The 16480-nt window shown below is 68.7% G+C and carries 9 protein-coding genes; 7 read left to right on the forward strand and 2 right to left on the reverse strand.

Features of this window, described 5'->3' with window-relative positions:
- From JAB4_RS30975 to JAB4_RS23860, 7 genes are all read left to right on the forward strand, one after another.
- Entirely contained in the window at window positions 1-5982 is a 5982-nt protein-coding gene (locus JAB4_RS30975) for an Ig-like domain-containing protein (protein ID WP_070220196.1), read from the forward strand.
- On the forward strand, window positions 5979-7346 hold the full coding sequence (locus JAB4_RS23835) for an HlyD family efflux transporter periplasmic adaptor subunit (RefSeq protein WP_070300416.1): 1368 nt from the start codon (window positions 5979-5981) through the stop codon (window positions 7344-7346). Before JAB4_RS30975 ends, JAB4_RS23835 begins: the two co-directional genes overlap by 4 nt.
- A gap of 11 nt (window positions 7347-7357) precedes the next feature.
- Window positions 7358-9457: an HlyD family efflux transporter periplasmic adaptor subunit gene (locus tag JAB4_RS23840; protein ID WP_070308425.1), complete on the forward strand. Its 2100-nt coding sequence runs from the start codon at window positions 7358-7360 to the stop codon at window positions 9455-9457.
- A 99-nt stretch (window positions 9458-9556) separates the two neighbouring features.
- The gene (gene moaA / locus JAB4_RS23845; protein WP_070224556.1) at window positions 9557-10678 is read left to right on the forward strand and encodes a GTP 3',8-cyclase MoaA; all 1122 of its coding nucleotides are present in this window, start codon (window positions 9557-9559) and stop codon (window positions 10676-10678) included.
- Window positions 10679-10740: 62 nt separating this feature from the next.
- On the forward strand, window positions 10741-12588 hold the full coding sequence (gene glp / locus JAB4_RS23850) for a gephyrin-like molybdotransferase Glp (RefSeq protein WP_070224555.1): 1848 nt from the start codon (window positions 10741-10743) through the stop codon (window positions 12586-12588).
- A 261-nt stretch (window positions 12589-12849) separates the two neighbouring features.
- Entirely contained in the window at window positions 12850-13785 is a 936-nt protein-coding gene (locus tag JAB4_RS23855) for an MHFG family PEP-CTERM protein (RefSeq protein WP_139143601.1), read from the forward strand.
- 57 nt (window positions 13786-13842) lie between these two features.
- Complete coding sequence (locus JAB4_RS23860; RefSeq protein WP_070224553.1) at window positions 13843-14628, forward strand: hypothetical protein; 786 nt, start codon at window positions 13843-13845, stop codon at window positions 14626-14628.
- 27 nt (window positions 14629-14655) lie between these two features.
- Here JAB4_RS23860 and rmuC read toward each other — a convergent pair whose 3' ends face one another.
- On the reverse strand, window positions 14656-16017 hold the full coding sequence (gene rmuC, locus JAB4_RS23865) for a DNA recombination protein RmuC (protein ID WP_070224552.1): 1362 nt from the start codon (window positions 16015-16017) through the stop codon (window positions 14656-14658).
- A gap of 4 nt (window positions 16018-16021) precedes the next feature.
- The gene (locus JAB4_RS23870) at window positions 16022-16417 is read right to left on the reverse strand and encodes a group II truncated hemoglobin (protein ID WP_070224562.1); all 396 of its coding nucleotides are present in this window, start codon (window positions 16415-16417) and stop codon (window positions 16022-16024) included.
- Between the last annotated feature and the right edge of the window lie 63 nt (window positions 16418-16480).

Here is a 16480-nt window from a genome sequence, read left to right on the forward strand (position 1 = left end):
ATGAACCATTCCCTCTTCCCTGCCGCGGCAACGACTTCCGTGCGCCGTCCGCTGCGCCGCGCCTCGCAACTGCTGCCGCTGGAGCAGCGCTTCATGTTCGACGGCGCCGTGGCCGACGCCGCCCACGCGGCGCAGGCGCACGAAAGCGCGCCGCTGCCGCCGGCCGTCACGGTGCGCGCGGCCGAGCCGGCCAAGGACCAGGGCAAGAAGGAAGTGGTGCTGGTCGACACCTCGGTGGACAACTACAAGAGCCTGGAGGCGGGCGTGCGCGCCGGCGTCGGCATCGTCGAATTCGACGGCAGCCGTGACGGCCTGGCGCAGATCGCGCAATGGGCGGCCAGCCAGAGCGGAATCGACGCGATCCACATCCTGTCGCATGGATCCGAAGGCACCATCAATCTCGGCACCGCGCGCCTGACCGATGCCTCCCTGTCGTCGGCTGCCGTCCAATCGGAACTGGCGCAGCTGGGCCAGGCCCTGAGCGCCGACGGCGACTTGCTGCTGTATGGCTGCGATGTCGCCGCCGGCGGCCATAACGCGCTGATCGCCGACCTGGCGCGCATCACGGGCGCCGATGTAGCGGCGTCGCGCGACGCCACCGGCGCGGCAGCCATCGGCGGCAACTGGACGCTCGAAGCGCATGCCGGCAAGATCGACGCCAAAGCGCTGGACATCGCCGACTACCAGGGCCTGCTCACACAGGTCAGCTTCTCCGGCAGCGACGCCGACTACAGCTCGACCACCGTGGTCAAACAGGTCAACGGCCAAAACGTCACGTTTTACGGCGGCGCCAGCGCCGGCGGCCTGGGCATTGACGGCACCTACGGCACCGACGGGCTGTATGCCTACCAGGGGCCCACCAATGAAGTCAGGCTGACGGTCACCATCGCTTCCGGCTACACCTTCGACATCAGCTCGTTCGATGTCGGCGTCCTGACCGGCTCGCTGACGATCAACTTAACGTATGGCAACAACACCACAGACACGTTAACAGTGAACTCGCTGGCCAACGGCTGGCAGACCCTGCTCAATTCCGGCCTGAGCAAACCGATCAACGACGTCAAGCAGGTGGTGTTCAGTTCCGGCGATTTCGGTCTGTTCCAGAATTTCGACATCACCGACGTCAAGGCTATTTCGCACCCGCCCACGGTCACGGTCAGCAGCGCCAGCCTGTCGGACGACACCGGCACCAGCGGCAGCGACTTCATCACCAAGACCGCCGCGCAAATCATCAGCGGCACGCTGTCGACCACGCTGAGCACGGGCGAAAAGGTCCAGGTGTCATATGACAACGGCAGCAGCTGGAGCGACGCCACCACCTACACGATCGGCTCCAGCAGCTGGAGCACCGTCACCACGCTGGCCGGCAGCAGCACCTTCCAGGCCCGCGTCACCAACGCCGACGGCTCCAGCACCGCCTACACGCACAGCTACACGCTCGACACCACGGCGCCGACCACGTCCTTCACCGGCATCTCCTTGTCGGCTGACACCGGCGTCAACAGCACCGACTTCATCACCAAGACAGCCAGCCAGACCATCACCGCCACGCTCAGTGGCGCGCCGGCCGGCACCGACGTGGTCTGGGGTTCGGTCAACGGCGGCGCCAGCTGGACCGACGTCACCAGCAAGGTGTCCGGCACCACGCTGACCTGGAACGGCGCCACCCTGGGTGCCGGCAACAGCTCCATCATGCTCAAGGTGACCGACGCGGCGGGCAACGACAGTTCGCTGAGCTTCCAGAACTACACGCTCGACACCACCGCACCCACCACCAGCGTGGCCACGGTCAGCTTTTCGGCCGATACCGGCACGTCGCCGACCGACTTCATCACCAAAACGGCGGCGCAGACCATCAGCGGCACCCTGTCGGCCAACCTGGCCAGCGGCGAGAGCGTGCTCGTCTCGCTCGACAACGGCACCACCTGGGCCGCCGCCAGCGCCACCGTGGGCCAGAACACCTGGTCGCTGGCCCGCACGCTCAGCGCCAGCAGCACGCTGAAGGTCAAGGTCAGCGACACGGCCGGCAACGACGGCACCGTGCTGTCGCAAGCCTATACCTTCGACACCAGTTCGCCGACGATCACCTTCAACGGCCTGGCGCTGTCGGCCGACACGGGCTCCAGCGCCAGCGACTTCATCACCAAGATCGCGGCGCAGACCATCGGCGCCACCCTGAGCACCACCTTGGCCGCCGGCGACATCGTCTACGGCTCGCTGGACAACGGCGGCAGCTGGACCGACATCACCAGCAAGGTCAGCGGCACGAGCCTGAGCTGGAACGGTGTCACCTTGGCCGGCAGCGACACGCTGCAGCTGAAGGTCGTCGACGCCGCCGGCAACACCGGCAGCGTCAAGACCCAGGCCTACGTGTTCGATACCAGCACGCCGGCCACGCCCGGCACACCGGTGCTGGCCATGGCCAGCGACACCGGCGTGCAGAACAACGACAGCATCACCAGCGACACCACGCCGACGCTGAGCGGCACGGCCGAGAACGGCAGCACCGTCACCGTGTTCGACGGCGCCACGCTGCTGGGCACCGTCACCGCCGGCGCCGGCGGCTGGACGCTGACCACCGGCGCGCTGGCCCAAGGCTCCCACACCATCACGGTCGTGTCCACCGACACCGCCGGCAACGCCTCGGCCGCCTCGGCCGCGCTGACGATCGCGGTCGACACCACCGCCCCGGCCGTCGCCACTGTGGCGGTGCCGGCCAACGGCACCTACTACAGCGGCGGCGCGCTGGACTTCACGGTCAACTTCGACGAGGCCGTCCTTGTCGACACCACCGGCGGCACGCCGCGCATCGCCCTCGTGGTCGGCGCCACTACCCGCTACGCCGACTACGTGTCCGGCTCCGGCACCAGCGCGCTGCTGTTCCGCTACACCGTGCCCAGCGGCGACATCGACGCCAACGGCATCACGGTCGGCGCACTGTCGACCCACGGCGGCACGCTGCGCGACACGGCCGGCAACGACGCCGTGGTCACGCTCAACAGCGTCGGCAGCACGGCCGGCGTCAATGTCGACGGCAGCAACCCCAGCGTCACCGGCGTCGGCGCCAGCACCGCCGACGGCGCCTACGGCGCCGGCCAGACCATCACCATCACGGTCGACTTCTCCACCGCGGTCAACGTCGACACCACGGGCGGCACGCCGACCCTGGCGCTCGACGGCGGCGGCCAGGCCACCTATGCCGGCGGCTCGGGCACCAGCACGCTGACGTTCAGCTACACGGTCGGCGCCGGCCAGAACAGCGCCGATCTCGACTACAGCTCGAGCGCCGCGCTGGTGCTCAACGGCGCCACCATCGTCGATGCCGGCGGCGCCAACCAGCCGGCCGACGTCACGCTGGCCACGCCGGGCACGGCCGGCTCGCTGGGCGCCAACAAGGACCTCGTCATCGACTCCGCCGCGCCGACCAACACCGTGGCCAACGCCACCTTCTCGGCCGACACCGGCACTTCCGGCACCGACTTCATCACCAGGACCGCGGCCCAGACCATCAGCGGCACGCTGGCGGCCAACCTGGCGGCCGGCGAGAACGTCTACGTCTCGCTCGACAACGGCGGCAGCTGGAACCTGGCCACGGCCAGCACCGGCACCAACACCTGGTCGCTGGCCGGCCAGACGCTGTCGGGCAGCGGTACCCTGAAAGTGCGCGTCACCGACGCCGCCGGCAACAACGGCACCGCCTACGCGCAAGCCTATGTGCTCGACACCATGGCGCCGACCACCAGCTTCAGCGGCATCGCGCTGTCGGCCGACACCGGCGCCAGCAACACCGACCTGATCACCAACACCGCGGCGCAGACCATCAGCGCCACCCTCAGCGGCGCGCCGGCCGCCGGCGACATCGTCTACGGCTCGCTCGACAACGGCGCCACCTGGACCGACATCACCAGCAAGGTGTCCGGCACCACGCTGACCTGGACCGGCGTCACCCTGGCCGCCAGCGACACCTTGAAGCTGCGCGTCACCGACGCGGCCGGCAACAATGGCGCTGCCACCAGCACGGCCTACGTGCTCGACACAAGCGCCCCCGCCACCAGCGTGGCTGGCATCGCTTTTTCCGCCGACAGCGGCGCCTCGTCCACCGATTTCATCACCAACGTGGCGGCGCAAACCGTCAGCGGCACCCTGTCGGCCAACCTGGCCAGCGGCGAGCGCGTGCTCGTCTCGCTCGACAACGGCGCCACCTGGGCCACCGCCGCCGCCACCGTCGGCCAGAACACCTGGTCGCTGGCCGGCCAGACCCTGACCTCCAGCAACACCCTGCTGGTCAAGGTGGCCGATACGGCCGGCAACGACGGCGTCACGGCGAGCCAGGCGTATATCTATGACACGGCAGCCGGCGTGCCCACCGTGGCCACCTTGGCGACGATGAGCACCACGCCCGTGCTGAGCGGCTCGGCGACGCTGTCGGCGGGCGAAACCATGACCGTCTCCGTCGGCGGCGCCACCTATGCCGTCGTTCCCGCGGCGGGCGCCTGGAGCCTGGACCTGGCCACCGCCGTACCGCTCAGCGGCACGCTGACGCTGGCCCTGAACCAGCGCTACGAGGTGGTGGCGAGCGTCACCGACCTGGCCGGCAACGTCGCCAGCGACAGCAGCAATGGCGAACTCACCATCGGCACGCTCCTGACCCCGCCCACGACCGGCATCACCGGCACCACGCTGTCGGCCGACACGGGCGCCAGCGACAGCGACTTCATCACCAACGTGGCCGCGCAAACGATCAGCGGCACGCTGTCCGCGCCGCTGGCCGCCGGCCAGCGCGTCGAAGTCTCGCTCGACGGCGGCGCCAGCTGGCGCAGCGCGGCGGCTACCGGCGGCGCGACGGCGTGGTCGATCAATGTCACGCTGGGCGGCAGCGGCACCCTCATGGCGCGCGTCAGCAACGACGCCGGCAACGGTCCCGCCTTCGCGCAAGCGTATGTGCTCGACACCGTCGCCCCCGTCGCCACGGCCACCTCGGCCACGCTATCGGGCGAGAATGTGCTTGGCGGCAACCTCTCGGCGCCGCTGGCGGCGGGCGAATCGGTACTCGTCTCGCGCGATGGCGGCGCCAGCTGGCAGGTGGCTGGCGTGGCCGGCAACAGCTGGTCGCTGGCCGGCGTCGCCGCCGGCCAGGTGCAAGTGGTGGTGCGCGATACGGCCGGCAACAACGGCGCCATCCTGGCGGCGCAAGTGAGCATACCTGTGAAGCCGCCCGTGGTGGTGGTGCCGCCCGTGGTGCCTCCCGTGGTGGCGCCGCCCGTGCGCGTGCTGCCGGAAGCCCCCGCGCCGGCGGACAAGGTTGCCGAAAAGGCCCCCGCCAGCGCTGCCGCCGGAGCCCTTCCCGGCGTGCTGGCACCGGACACGCTGGCGCTGTTCAGCCCGAGCAGCGGCGCCAACGGCGGCCGAGCGGCCGACGTTGCCAGGAACCCGCTGGCCCCCGTCAGCATCGCCGCCCTGACCAACCCCGCCATGCTGCTGACGGCCTTCACGCCGACCGGCTTGCCGGAACTGCCGTCGCGCAGCGATGCGCTGCTCTCGCAGGTGCCGATCGGTGACAAGGCGTTCAACAGCGGCGAACGCATCGCGGTGCAACTGGCGCCCGACACCTTCGTGCAGTCCGGCGGCGGCACGCCGTTCCAGCTCAGCGCGCAGCAGACCGACGGCAGGCCCCTGCCTGCCTGGCTCAGGTTCGACAGCCGCGCGGCGCGCTTCGAGGGAACGGCGCCGCCGGGCTTCGAAGGCACGCTGCACTTCACGGTCACCGCACGCGATGCCCAGGGACGCGTCGCCGTGCAGACCTTCAAGATCGTCATCACCAGGGATGGCCAGGTCATCAAGACCTCGGCGCGCGACGCCGGCCCGGCCGACCCCGTGGGACGTCCCGGCCTGAGTGCGCAACTGGGCGCCGTGCGCGGCGCGGGCGCCGAGCGCCTGGCGGCGTTGTCGCGTAGCGCGGCGGCGGCGAAAGCGCATGCATGAACGACGCGGTGGCATTTGATCCCCTGCTGACCTTGCTCGAACTGGCCCAGCGCGCACGCGCCGCGGCCAGCGCCAATGAACTGGCCTTCCTGCTGGTGAACGACAGCCGCGCGCTGGCGCCGTACCGCCAGGCGGCGCTGTGGTTCGACGCCGGCGGCGTGCACACCCTGTCCGGCGTGGTGGAAGTGGAAGCCAACGCCCCGTATGCCCAGTGGCTCGCGCAGCTGTGCCGGGCGCTGGCAGAGCGCCATGCGGACGCCGCGCCGCTGGCCGTCGAGGCCGCGCAACTGCCGCCCGCCATCGCCGCCGCCTGGGACGAATGGCTGCCGGTGGCCGTCACCTGGGTGCCGCTGCGCGCCACGGGCCGCGCCGGCGGGCAGGCGGGCCTGCTGCTGGCCGGCGACGCGCCGCTGCAGCCCGGGCAGCTGGCCCTGCTCACCGAATGGGCCGATATCTGGCAGCATGCGTGGCGCGCCAGGCAAGGTCCCGCGCGCTGGTCGCCGGCGGCGCTGCCGGCGCGGCTGCGCCTGTGGTGGCAGGGCGATGGACAAGGCCAGCGCTGGCGCCGCCGGCTGGGCGCCGCGCTGGCAGTGCTGGCGGTGCTGCTGTTTCCCGTGCGCCTGACGGTACTGGCGCCGGGCGAGCTGGTGGCGGCCAATCCGGCCACCATCCGCGCGCCCCTCGATGGCGTGATCGCCGAATTTTCCGTGCGCCCGAATCAGGTCGTGCGCGCCGGCCAGCCCCTGTTCTCGTTCGACCAGGCGCCCATCGGCAGCCGCCTCGACGTCGCGCGCGAAGGGCTGGCCACGGCGCAGGCCGAGTACCGGCAGACGGCGCAGATGATACTCAACGACCCGCGCGCCAAGACGCAGCTGGCCGCGCTGCTGGGCAAGATCGCCGAGAAGCAGGCGCAGGCAGCGTTCCTGGAGGGCCAGGCGCAGCGCTCGCGCGTGCTGGCGCCGCATGCCGGCATCGCCCTGTTCGACGACCCGTCGGAATGGATAGGCCGGCCCGTGCAGACGGGCGAACGCATCATGCAGGTGGCGGCCGCCGACGACGTGGAGATCGAAGCGTGGGTGCCGATCGGCGACGCCATTCCGCTGGCCGAGCGGGCCCCGCTCAAGCTGTACCTGGCCGCCGCGCCGCTGACGCCGCTCGAAGCGTATGTGCGCTACATGAGCCACCGCGCTACCGCGCGCCCCGACGGCAGCTATGCCTACCGCGTGCGCGCCAGGCTGGACGGCGCCACCGGCCAGCGCATCGGCCTGAAGGGCACGGCCAAGCTGGGCGGCGAACGGGTGCCGCTGCTCTACTGGATACTGCGACGGCCGCTGGCCAGCATCCGCCAGTTCATCGCCCTGTAGAACGGAAACGCATGCACGCCTTACCCTTGCTGCGCCAGGAGCTGTCCATCCATGCCGGCCCACGCCTGCCCGACGGCCAGCCCAGCTGGACCTTGCACGACCCCGTGCGCAACCTGTTCTTCCAGCTCGACTGGCCCAGCTTCGAGATGCTGCGCCGCTGGGAGAACAACGACGCCCAGGCCCTCATCGACGACATCAACCAGAGCACCACCCTGCAACTCGACGGCGGTGCCATCGAGCGCCTGCTCGACTTCCTGCGCGAGCAGCAGCTGCTGCAGCCGCGCCAGGGCGCCGCGGCGGCGATGGCGGCCACGCGCCAGCGCCAGCGCGGCAGCTGGCAGCAATGGCTGCTGCATAACTACCTGTTTTTCCGCATCCCGCTGGTGCGCCCTGACCGCTGGCTGGACTGGCTCGCGCCGCGCCTCGGGTGGCTGTTTTCGCCCGCCTTCCGCTGGCTGACGCTGGCCGCCGGCCTGCTGGGAGTGGCCGGCGCCTACCGCGACTGGGAACGCTTTTCCGCCACCCTGCTCGACACGCTGAGCTGGCATGGTGCCCTGCTGTACGGCGCCGCCATCACCTTCGCCAAAGTCTGCCATGAGATGGGCCACGCGCTGACGGCCAAGCGCTACGGCTGCCGCGTGCCGACCATGGGCCTGGCCTTCCTGGTGATGTGGCCCGTGGCGTACACGGACACCAACGAAGTGTGGAAGCTGGCGCGCCGTGAGCAGCGCCTGGCCGTGGCGGGCGCCGGCATCATGACGGAACTGATGATCGCCGCCTGGGCCACGCTGGCCTGGACCTGGCTGCCCGATGGCGGCCCCAAGCAGGTCGCCTTCCTGCTTTCGACCACCACCTGGATCACCACCGTGGCCATCAATGCCAGTCCCTTCATGCGCTTTGACGGCTACTTCCTGCTGTCCGATTACCTGGGCCTGCCCAACCTGCACAGCCGCGCATTCGCGCTGGCCCGCTGGGACTTGCGCGAACGCCTGTTCGCGCTGAACGAGCCGGCGCCGGAATCGTTTCCGCCGCGCCGGCGCGCCGGCCTGATCCTGTTCGCCTGGGTCGTATGGCTCTACCGGCTGGTGCTGTTTCTGGGCATCGCCGCACTCGTGTACCACTTCTTCATCAAGGCCGTCGGCATCCTGCTGTTCCTCGTCGAGATCTGCTGGTTTGTCGCGCTGCCGCTGTGGCGCGAACTGCAGGTGTGGCGCTCGCGCCGCGAAGCCCTGCGGCACAGCCGCCGCGCCTGGCGCAGCGCCGGCCTGGCCGCGCTGCTGCCGCTGCTGCTGATGCTGCCGTGGCCGGACCGGGTGCTGACCTCCGGCGTGCTGCAGCCGCAGGCGCGCCTGGCGCTGTACGCGCCCGCGCACGCGGCGCTTGAAGCGCTGCCGGTGGCCAATGGCCAGCGCGTCGCCGCCGGCCAGCCCCTGCTGCGCCTGTCATCGCCCGAACTGGCGCTGCGCGAAGGCGAGACGGGCGCGCGCCAGGACTTGCTGGCATGGCAATCGGCGGCGGCGGGCCTGGACGCCGCCAGCCGCAAGGACTGGCAAGTGCTGAACGACCAGCTGGCCTACGCCAGCGCCGAGCATGCGACGGTGGGCGCGGACTTGCAGCGCTACCGGCCGCTGGCGCCGTTCGCGGGCGTGCTGGTCGACGTCGATCCCGACCTGCGGCCCGGTGAATGGCTCAAAGGGCAGGAATATCTGGGTTCGCTGGTGGGCGCCGGGCGCTGGCAGGTGGTGGCCTACGTCGACCAGGATGCCGTACGGCGCATCGCGCGCGGCGACCGTGCCCTGTTCCTCGCCGACGGCCTGGCCGGCCCCTCCCTGCGCCTGACCGTGGCCAGCATCGACCGCGATGCCAGCCGCACCCTGAACGAGCCGGAACTGGCGGCGCTGTTCGGCGGCGACGTGCTGGTGCGCGAAAAGAACGGCGTGCTGTATCCCGAACAGGCCGTGTACCGGGTGCTGCTCGATGCGGACGCCGAACTGCCGGCCAGCAGCCCTGCCTGGCGCGGCAGGGTCGCCATCGCCGGGGAATGGGAAGCGCCGGCATGGCGTTTCCTGCGCGCGGCCGCGGGTGTGGCGCGCCGCGAAGCGGGTTTCTAGCCGGCCGCCGACGACCGCGCCCCGATCGTGGTATGGTTAGCGAATCAGGCGGCCCTTATGCGGCGCCGGAATTAGAAAAACAGCAAGATTATTAGGCTCATGTCAGAAAAAATCATCATGATGACGGAGCGGCGACTGGCCGCTCCGGCCATCCCGGCCGCCCTGGAAGCGCCAACAGGCCTGCTGAACGATCAACTGGGCCGGCCCCTGCACGACTTGCGCATCTCGATCACCGACCGCTGCAATTTCCGTTGCGTGTACTGCATGCCCAAGGACGTGTTCGACAAGAACCACGTGTATCTGCCGCATACGGATTTGCTGTCGTTCGAGGAAATCACGCGCATCGCGCGCCTGTTCGTCGCACATGGCGTGGAAAAGATCCGCCTGACGGGCGGCGAGCCGCTGCTGCGCAAGAATATCGAAAAGCTCATCGCCATGCTGGCCGCACTGCGCACGCCGTCGGGCCAGCCGCTGGACCTGACCTTGACGACCAACGGTTCCTTGCTGGCCAGAAAGGCGCAAGCCCTGAAGGATGCGGGCCTGAACCGCGTCACCGTGTCGCTCGATTCGCTCGACGACGCCACCTTCAAGCGCATGAACGACGTCGATTTCGCCGTGGCCGACGTGCTGCAAGGCATAGCTGCCGCGCATGCGGCGGGCCTGGGACCGATCAAGATCAACATGGTCGTCAAGGCCGGCATGAACGAGCAGGAAATCGTGCCCATGGCGCGCCACTTCAAGGGCACGCCCTACATCTTGCGCTTCATCGAATACATGGACGTGGGCGCCTCGAACGGCTGGAACTTGCGGGAAGTCATTCCGTCCGCCGAGGTGGTGCGCCGTATCGGCGAACACATGCCCTTGCTGCCCATCGACCCGAACTACACGGGCGAGACGGCGGCGCGCTGGCGCTACGCCGATGGCGGCGGCGAAATCGGCCTCATTTCCAGCGTCACGCAAGCGTTCTGCGCCGACTGCAGCCGCGCCCGCCTCTCGACCGAAGGCAAGCTGTACACGTGTCTGTTCGCCAGCAGCGGCCACGACTTGCGCAGCCTGCTGCGCGGCGGCCACAGCGACGCGGAAATTTCCTCGGCCGTGGCGCAACTGTGGCGCGGCCGCGGCGACCGCTATTCGCAATTGCGCACCAGCCAGACGGATTTGACGGGCGGCGCGCTTGAGCACGGTAAAAAGAAAGTGGAAATGTCGTACATCGGCGGCTGAATCGGGCTCGGCGCGCGCCCGCCGCTGCTACCATGGCACATGCACCCATTTTCCTACCTGACATGATCAACAAACACGACATTACCGGCCTGATCCTGGCCGGCGGCCTGGGCACGCGCATGGGCCAGCGCGACAAGGGCATGCTGCCCCTGCATGGCCAGCCCCTGGTGCGCCACGTGCTGCAGCGCCTGGCGCCGCAAGTGGGCCAGCTGGCCATCAGCGTCCACGCCGATGCCGGCGAGTACGCGCGCTTCGGCCTGCCCGTGTGGCCGGACGCGCTGCCGGGCCAGCTGGGTCCGCTGGCAGGTTTACACAGCGGCATGCGGCACGCCGGCACGCCCTACCTGCTCACCGTGCCGTGCGATTCGCCCCTGCTGCCGCCCGACCTGGCCGCGCGCCTGGCCGCCGGCCTGGACGAGAACGATGCCGACCTGGCCATCGCCGTCACCGAGGAAACCGATCCGGCGACGGGATCGGCCGTGCGCCGCCCCCATCCCGTCTTTTGCCTGGTGAAAACATCGGCCCTGCCCCAGCTCGATGCCTACCTGCGCGGCGGCGAACGCCGCATGCGCACCTGGCACGGCCCCTTGAAGCTGGCCGAAGTGCTGTTCGAGGATGGCGCCGCGTTCGGCAACATCAATACCCCGGACGAGCTGGCCGCCTTGCAGGCGCGGGGCTTGAGCGTGCCGATGGCGCAAGCCATCCTGGCCGACACCGTCGCACCCGTGGCCGGGATCGAGGAATTGCCGCTGCCGCAGGCGTTCGAGCGCATGCTGGCGGCCGACATCGTCTCGCCCATCAGCGTGCCCGCGCACGACAATTCCGCCATGGATGGCTATGCGCTGCATGGTGCCGACCTGGGCGGCGACACGCCAGTGACTTTGGCCGTGGTCGACACCATCCTGGCGGGCCGTCCCGGCACGGTCAAAGTGGGGCGCGGCCAATGCGCGCGCATCATGACGGGCGCCGTCATGCCCGACGGCTGCGACAGCGTGGTGCCGCAGGAACTGGTGCTGCAAGCCAATGAAACCAGCATCACGCTGGCGCCGGACTGCATCCGCCCCGGCGACAACCGCCGCTTCAAGGGCGAAGACTTGATGCAGGGCCAGCCGGCCTTGCTGCAAGGCAAGATACTCGGGCCGGCCGAACTGGGCTTGCTGGCCTCGCTGGGCATCGCCACCGTCCCCGTGCGCCGCCGCCTGCGCGTGGCCTTCTTTTCCACCGGCGACGAATTGCGCTCGATCGGCGAGCCGCTGGCCGCGGGCTGCATCTACGACAGCAACCGCTACACCCTGCTGGGCATGCTGACCCGCCTCGGCTGCGAGGTGCTCGACATGGGCATCGTCAAGGACAATCCGCAGGCGCTGGAAGCGGCCCTGCGCGGCGCCTGCGCCAAGGCCGACGTCATCGTCACTTCGGGCGGCGTGTCCAGCGGCGCGGCCGATTTTACGCGCGAGATCCTGGCCCGCCTCGGCGACGTGGCCTTCTGGCAAATCAACATGCGCCCGGGCCGCCCCATGGCCTTTGGCCGGATTGCCAGCGAGGGCGACACGGCCTTGCTGCTGGGCCTGCCCGGCAACCCCGTGGCCGTGATGGCGGCGTTTTATTTCCTTGCCCGCCCCACCCTGCTGCGCCTGATGGGCGCCGATGCGGACACGTCCACACTGCCCCTGCTGCAGGTGGCGGCGCAGGCACCGATCCGCAAGAAACGGGGCCGCACGGAATACCAGCGCGGCATCGTCGAGCGCGGCGCGGACGGGCGCCAGCACGTGCGCGTGACGGGCGCGCAAGGCTCGGGCATCCTGCGCTCGATGACGCAAGCCAATTGCATGATCGTGCTGCATGAAGCGCAAGGCCAAGTGGCGGCCGGCGACCTCGTCGACGTCGTGCTGTTCCATGGCCTGATGTAAAGCAACTGCCCTCCCCTCTCCTTGACGGCCCGCCCTGCGCGGGCCGTTTGCATTTCCCCTTCGCAATCAATTTTCTCCTGCGCGGCACACCTGCGCCTGCCGAGATAAAAATATTAATCATTTCTTGTCAAAATAAATCAATAAACACAACACTAATTGTAATAATTTTATTTATTAGTTGATATTGAAGTTTCTTCGGTGATAACATTCGAACTCACGCAAAAGTTCAATTTTGATATTGTTTTCACGAGGAAACTAACAATGAAACACGGCCCATGGTTGGCGAGCACCTGCATGCTGGGTGCGGCAGTCCTATTCGGCATGTTGTCTCTGGCTCCCCTGCCCGCGTATGCGAAAGGCGTGGCCCGCGCCGACGTGCTGGACAACTGCAACTGGAACCGTCCCGGCGTCGACCCGTTCATGGGTGACGTGGTGGCGGCCGTGGACCGCTATACGGATATCGCGCCGCCCGTGCGCGAACAATTGAAGGCGCGCATGCGCGCGCGCCAGTACGATGAGATCGTGGTGATCAGCCGCGACGCCATCCGCGGCAAGGGCAATTACAACGCGCGCATCAGCGACATGCATTTCGGCCCCGGCCGCGTCTGCCGCAACGTCACGCGTGCGGGCTGGAACGAGCAGATGCAGGAACGGGGACTCGTGTATTGCGTGCAAGGCCAGTGCATCCTGGTGCCGACGATTTGCCGCAACGTCAGCCGCATCACGCAGGCGCCCGCGTCGGCGCCGCCAGCCGCCGGCGCAGCTCCCGGTGGTGCCGCTCCCGGCGGTGCAGCGCCCGCTGCCGCCGCGCCCGCCGCCCCGGAAACGGCAGGCGTGCCCCTGATCGACAATCCCGACGCCTTGCGCGGCGGCTCGTTCACGGGCGGCGCCATGCCGCCCGAGGTGGCCAGCATTCCTTTCCTGCCCTTCGATTATGTACGTACCGCCGGCGGCATCACGCCGCCTGCCGGCATGGGCGGCGGCGGCGGCGGTGGTGGTGGAGGCGGAAGCGTGCCGCCGGACCGGGGCAGCAGCATCATCGTGCCGCCCACCGTGATCATCCCTAGCTTGCCACCGACGGTGCCGACCGTCTTGCCGGCGGTGCCGGAACCGCAAACCTGGGCCATGCTGCTGGCGGGACTGGCGCTGACGGCCTTCGCCGCCAGAAAACGCCGGGCCGGCAAGCATGCCGCCTGATGCGTAGCCAGCCGGGTGCGGACTTGTTACTATGATGCATTCCAGACAAGGACCGCCATGCCCGATATCGATAGCCGCTTAACACGTCTCATTGCGCTGCGCGCGGAAGGCCGGCATGCGCAAGCGCTGCCGCTGCTGCAACAGCTGTTCGCCGACGGCGGACGAGTCGTGAATCCGGCAAGGTCGAGCTATTTCATCCCCATGCTGGAGTGGAAGTTTTTGGCCGAGGCCTACGCGCCGGCGTACACCGCGCTGCAGGTGGAGCGTGACGCGCAAATACGGCTGCTGCTGTCAGGCGAGCACGTTTTCGGACGCCACGACAGTAGCGTGCCGCCGGCAAGCAACGCGTTCGGGCGCGCATCGCGTTTTTCTCTTATCGTCGAAATGAACGAGACGCTGGGCGATGTCCGCTCCACCGCCGACCTGTTCGCCCGGCTGGACGTCAGCGCCCCGGAACTGGCGCGCCGGTACGCCTGGCAAGCGCTGCCGGCCGTCGTCGAAGTGGGCAATTTTGCGCTGGCGGAGCGCTACCGCTGCCCCGCACCGCTGGCACACCTCGAGACTGTCAATACTCTGGCCGCCAGCCAGCCCCTGCTTCCTGCGCCGGGCACGGCACCGCGCCTGGCGGCGGAGTTGATGAATCTGGTGAAAGACGTGCGGATCGCCGCTGCCGTACTGCGCGGCCAGGGACAGGCCGCCGAGGCCGACGCGCTGTGCGCCGCCTTGCTGGCCGGCCTGGCGAATGACGCCATGCGCACGCTGGCGCAGCGCGAGCTCGATGCGCCCGGCAGCATCACCGCTGCCATCGTCAAGCGCCAGATGGATGAGGAACAACAGGCCTAGCCGGCCGCCGCGGCGAACAGGGCGGCGCTATTCGCCGTCCGCCTTACCCAGCAGCAAGGCGGCCGCCTCGCCCGGCAAGGCTTCCACGGATTTCAATTTGCGCGCCATCTGCCGGCTGCGCACTTCCGCGCTTTCGATATTCTTCGCCGCCTTTTCCAGGGTCAGCCGGGTTTGCGACAGCACGTCGCCGAACTTGCCGAACTCCGTCTTGACGGCGCCCAGCACTTGCCACACTTCGGACGAGCGCTTTTCCAGCGCCAGGGTGCGGAAACCCATCTGCAGACTGTTGAGCAAGGCCGTCAGGGTGGATGGCCCGGCAATGCTGACCCGGTGCACGCGCTGCAATTCGTCGGCCAGGCCCGGGCGGCGCAGCACTTCCGCATACAGGCCTTCCGTGGGCAGGAAGAGGATGGCGAAATCCGTCGTCAGCGGCGGCGCCAGGTATTTCTCGGCGATGGTTTTCGCTTCGCCCCGCACGGCCCGCTCCAGTTCGCGGCCGGCCAGGGCCACGGCGTCCGCATCGGCCCGCTCGGCCGCCTCGACCAGGCGCTCATACTGTTCCTTGGGAAATTTCGCGTCGATGGGCATCCACACGGGCGGACCGCCATCGACCATGCCCGGCAGTTTCAGGGCGAATTCCACGCGCGCGCCGCTGCCCGGCAACGTTTCCACGTTCTTCGCGTACTGGTCGACAGTGAGTACCTGCTCCAGCAGCATTTCCAGCTGCACTTCGCCCCAGGTCCCGCGCGTCTTGACGTTGGTAAGCACCCGCTTCAAATCGCCCACGCCCAGCGCCAGCTGCTGCATTTCGCCGAGACCCTGGTGGACTTTTTCCAGCCGCTCCGACACTTGCTGGAACGAGGCGGAAAGGCGCGTTTCCAGGGTGGCGTGCAGTTTCTCGTCGACCGTCTTGCGCATTTCTTCCAGCCGCGCGCCATTGTCGGCCTGCAAGTCGCGGATCTTGTTCTCCAGGGTGGCGCGCACTTCCAGCATGCGCTGCGCATTCGATTCCGTCAGCTGGGCCAGGGTCTGATTGGTGCTCTCGGCAAAGCGCGCCAGGCTTTGCGCCTGCTCTTCGCGCCCCACTTTCCCCTGCGCCTGCATCTGCGTGCGCAGGCTGTCGAGCTGCTGCAGGGTCGCCGCCTGGAATTGCGCCAGGCCGGCGGCCAGGTCTTGCCGCGTGGCTTGCGCCGATGCCTGCAGCTGCAGCCGCACTTCGCGCTCGACCCGGTCGATGCGTTCCAGGCTTTGCTGCTGGTGCTGCTGCACCAGCGCCAGGGTGGTGGCGCCATCGCCGGCCGCGCCACGGGGGCGCAGCAGCAACAAGAGCAACAGGACGATGGCGGCGATGGCGGCGCCCAGCAGGCTGTAGAACTCGATTGGGCTCATGGGATCAGTCAGCTTTGTTGCGCATCCAGTCGGCCGTCTGATAGAACGATTCCATCAGGCGCACGCGCAAGGATTCTTCGATGCCCGTGTCTTCCATGGCCCAGGCCATGGCGCGCAGCCACTGGTCGCGCTCGCTGGTGCCGATGGCATACGGCAAGTGACGGGCGCGCAGGCGCGGGTGGCCGAATTTCTCGATATACAAATCCGGGCCGCCCATCCAGCCCGTGAGGAAGAAATACAGCTTGTCGCGCGAGCCGTCCGTCGAGGGCGGATGCATGACGCGGATGCCGGCGAACTCGGCTTCGAGTTCCATCAAGTCATAAAAACGGTCGACCATTTCACGCAGCACGGGGGCGCCGCCGATGGTCTCGTACAGGGTGGGGGCAGTGGTATCAGTCATGGCCGCCATGATAGCGCAAGCATCGGCGCTCCATGCAGCGCCAGCGCTCCATGCCGCAATAAA

Source organism: Janthinobacterium sp. HH102 (assembly GCF_001758625.2).
GTDB lineage: Bacteria > Pseudomonadota > Gammaproteobacteria > Burkholderiales > Burkholderiaceae_D > Janthinobacterium.

Bases quoted from the DNA above. Each gene is read 5' to 3' on its own strand.
- JAB4_RS30975 (WP_070220196.1), top strand. From the start codon at position 1: ATGAACCATTCCCTCTTCCCTGCCGCGGCAACGACTTCCGTGCGCCGT.
- JAB4_RS23835 (WP_070300416.1), top strand. From the start codon at position 5,979: ATGAACGACGCGGTGGCATTTGATCCCCTGCTGACCTTGCTCGAACTG.
- JAB4_RS23840 (WP_070308425.1), top strand. From the start codon at position 7,358: ATGCACGCCTTACCCTTGCTGCGCCAGGAGCTGTCCATCCATGCCGGC.
- moaA (WP_070224556.1), top strand. From the start codon at position 9,557: ATGTCAGAAAAAATCATCATGATGACGGAGCGGCGACTGGCCGCTCCG.
- glp (WP_070224555.1), top strand. From the start codon at position 10,741: ATGATCAACAAACACGACATTACCGGCCTGATCCTGGCCGGCGGCCTG.
- JAB4_RS23855 (WP_139143601.1), top strand. From the start codon at position 12,850: ATGAAACACGGCCCATGGTTGGCGAGCACCTGCATGCTGGGTGCGGCA.
- JAB4_RS23860 (WP_070224553.1), top strand. From the start codon at position 13,843: ATGCCCGATATCGATAGCCGCTTAACACGTCTCATTGCGCTGCGCGCG.
- rmuC (WP_070224552.1), bottom strand. From the start codon at position 16,017: ATGAGCCCAATCGAGTTCTACAGCCTGCTGGGCGCCGCCATCGCCGCC.
- JAB4_RS23870 (WP_070224562.1), bottom strand. From the start codon at position 16,417: ATGACTGATACCACTGCCCCCACCCTGTACGAGACCATCGGCGGCGCC.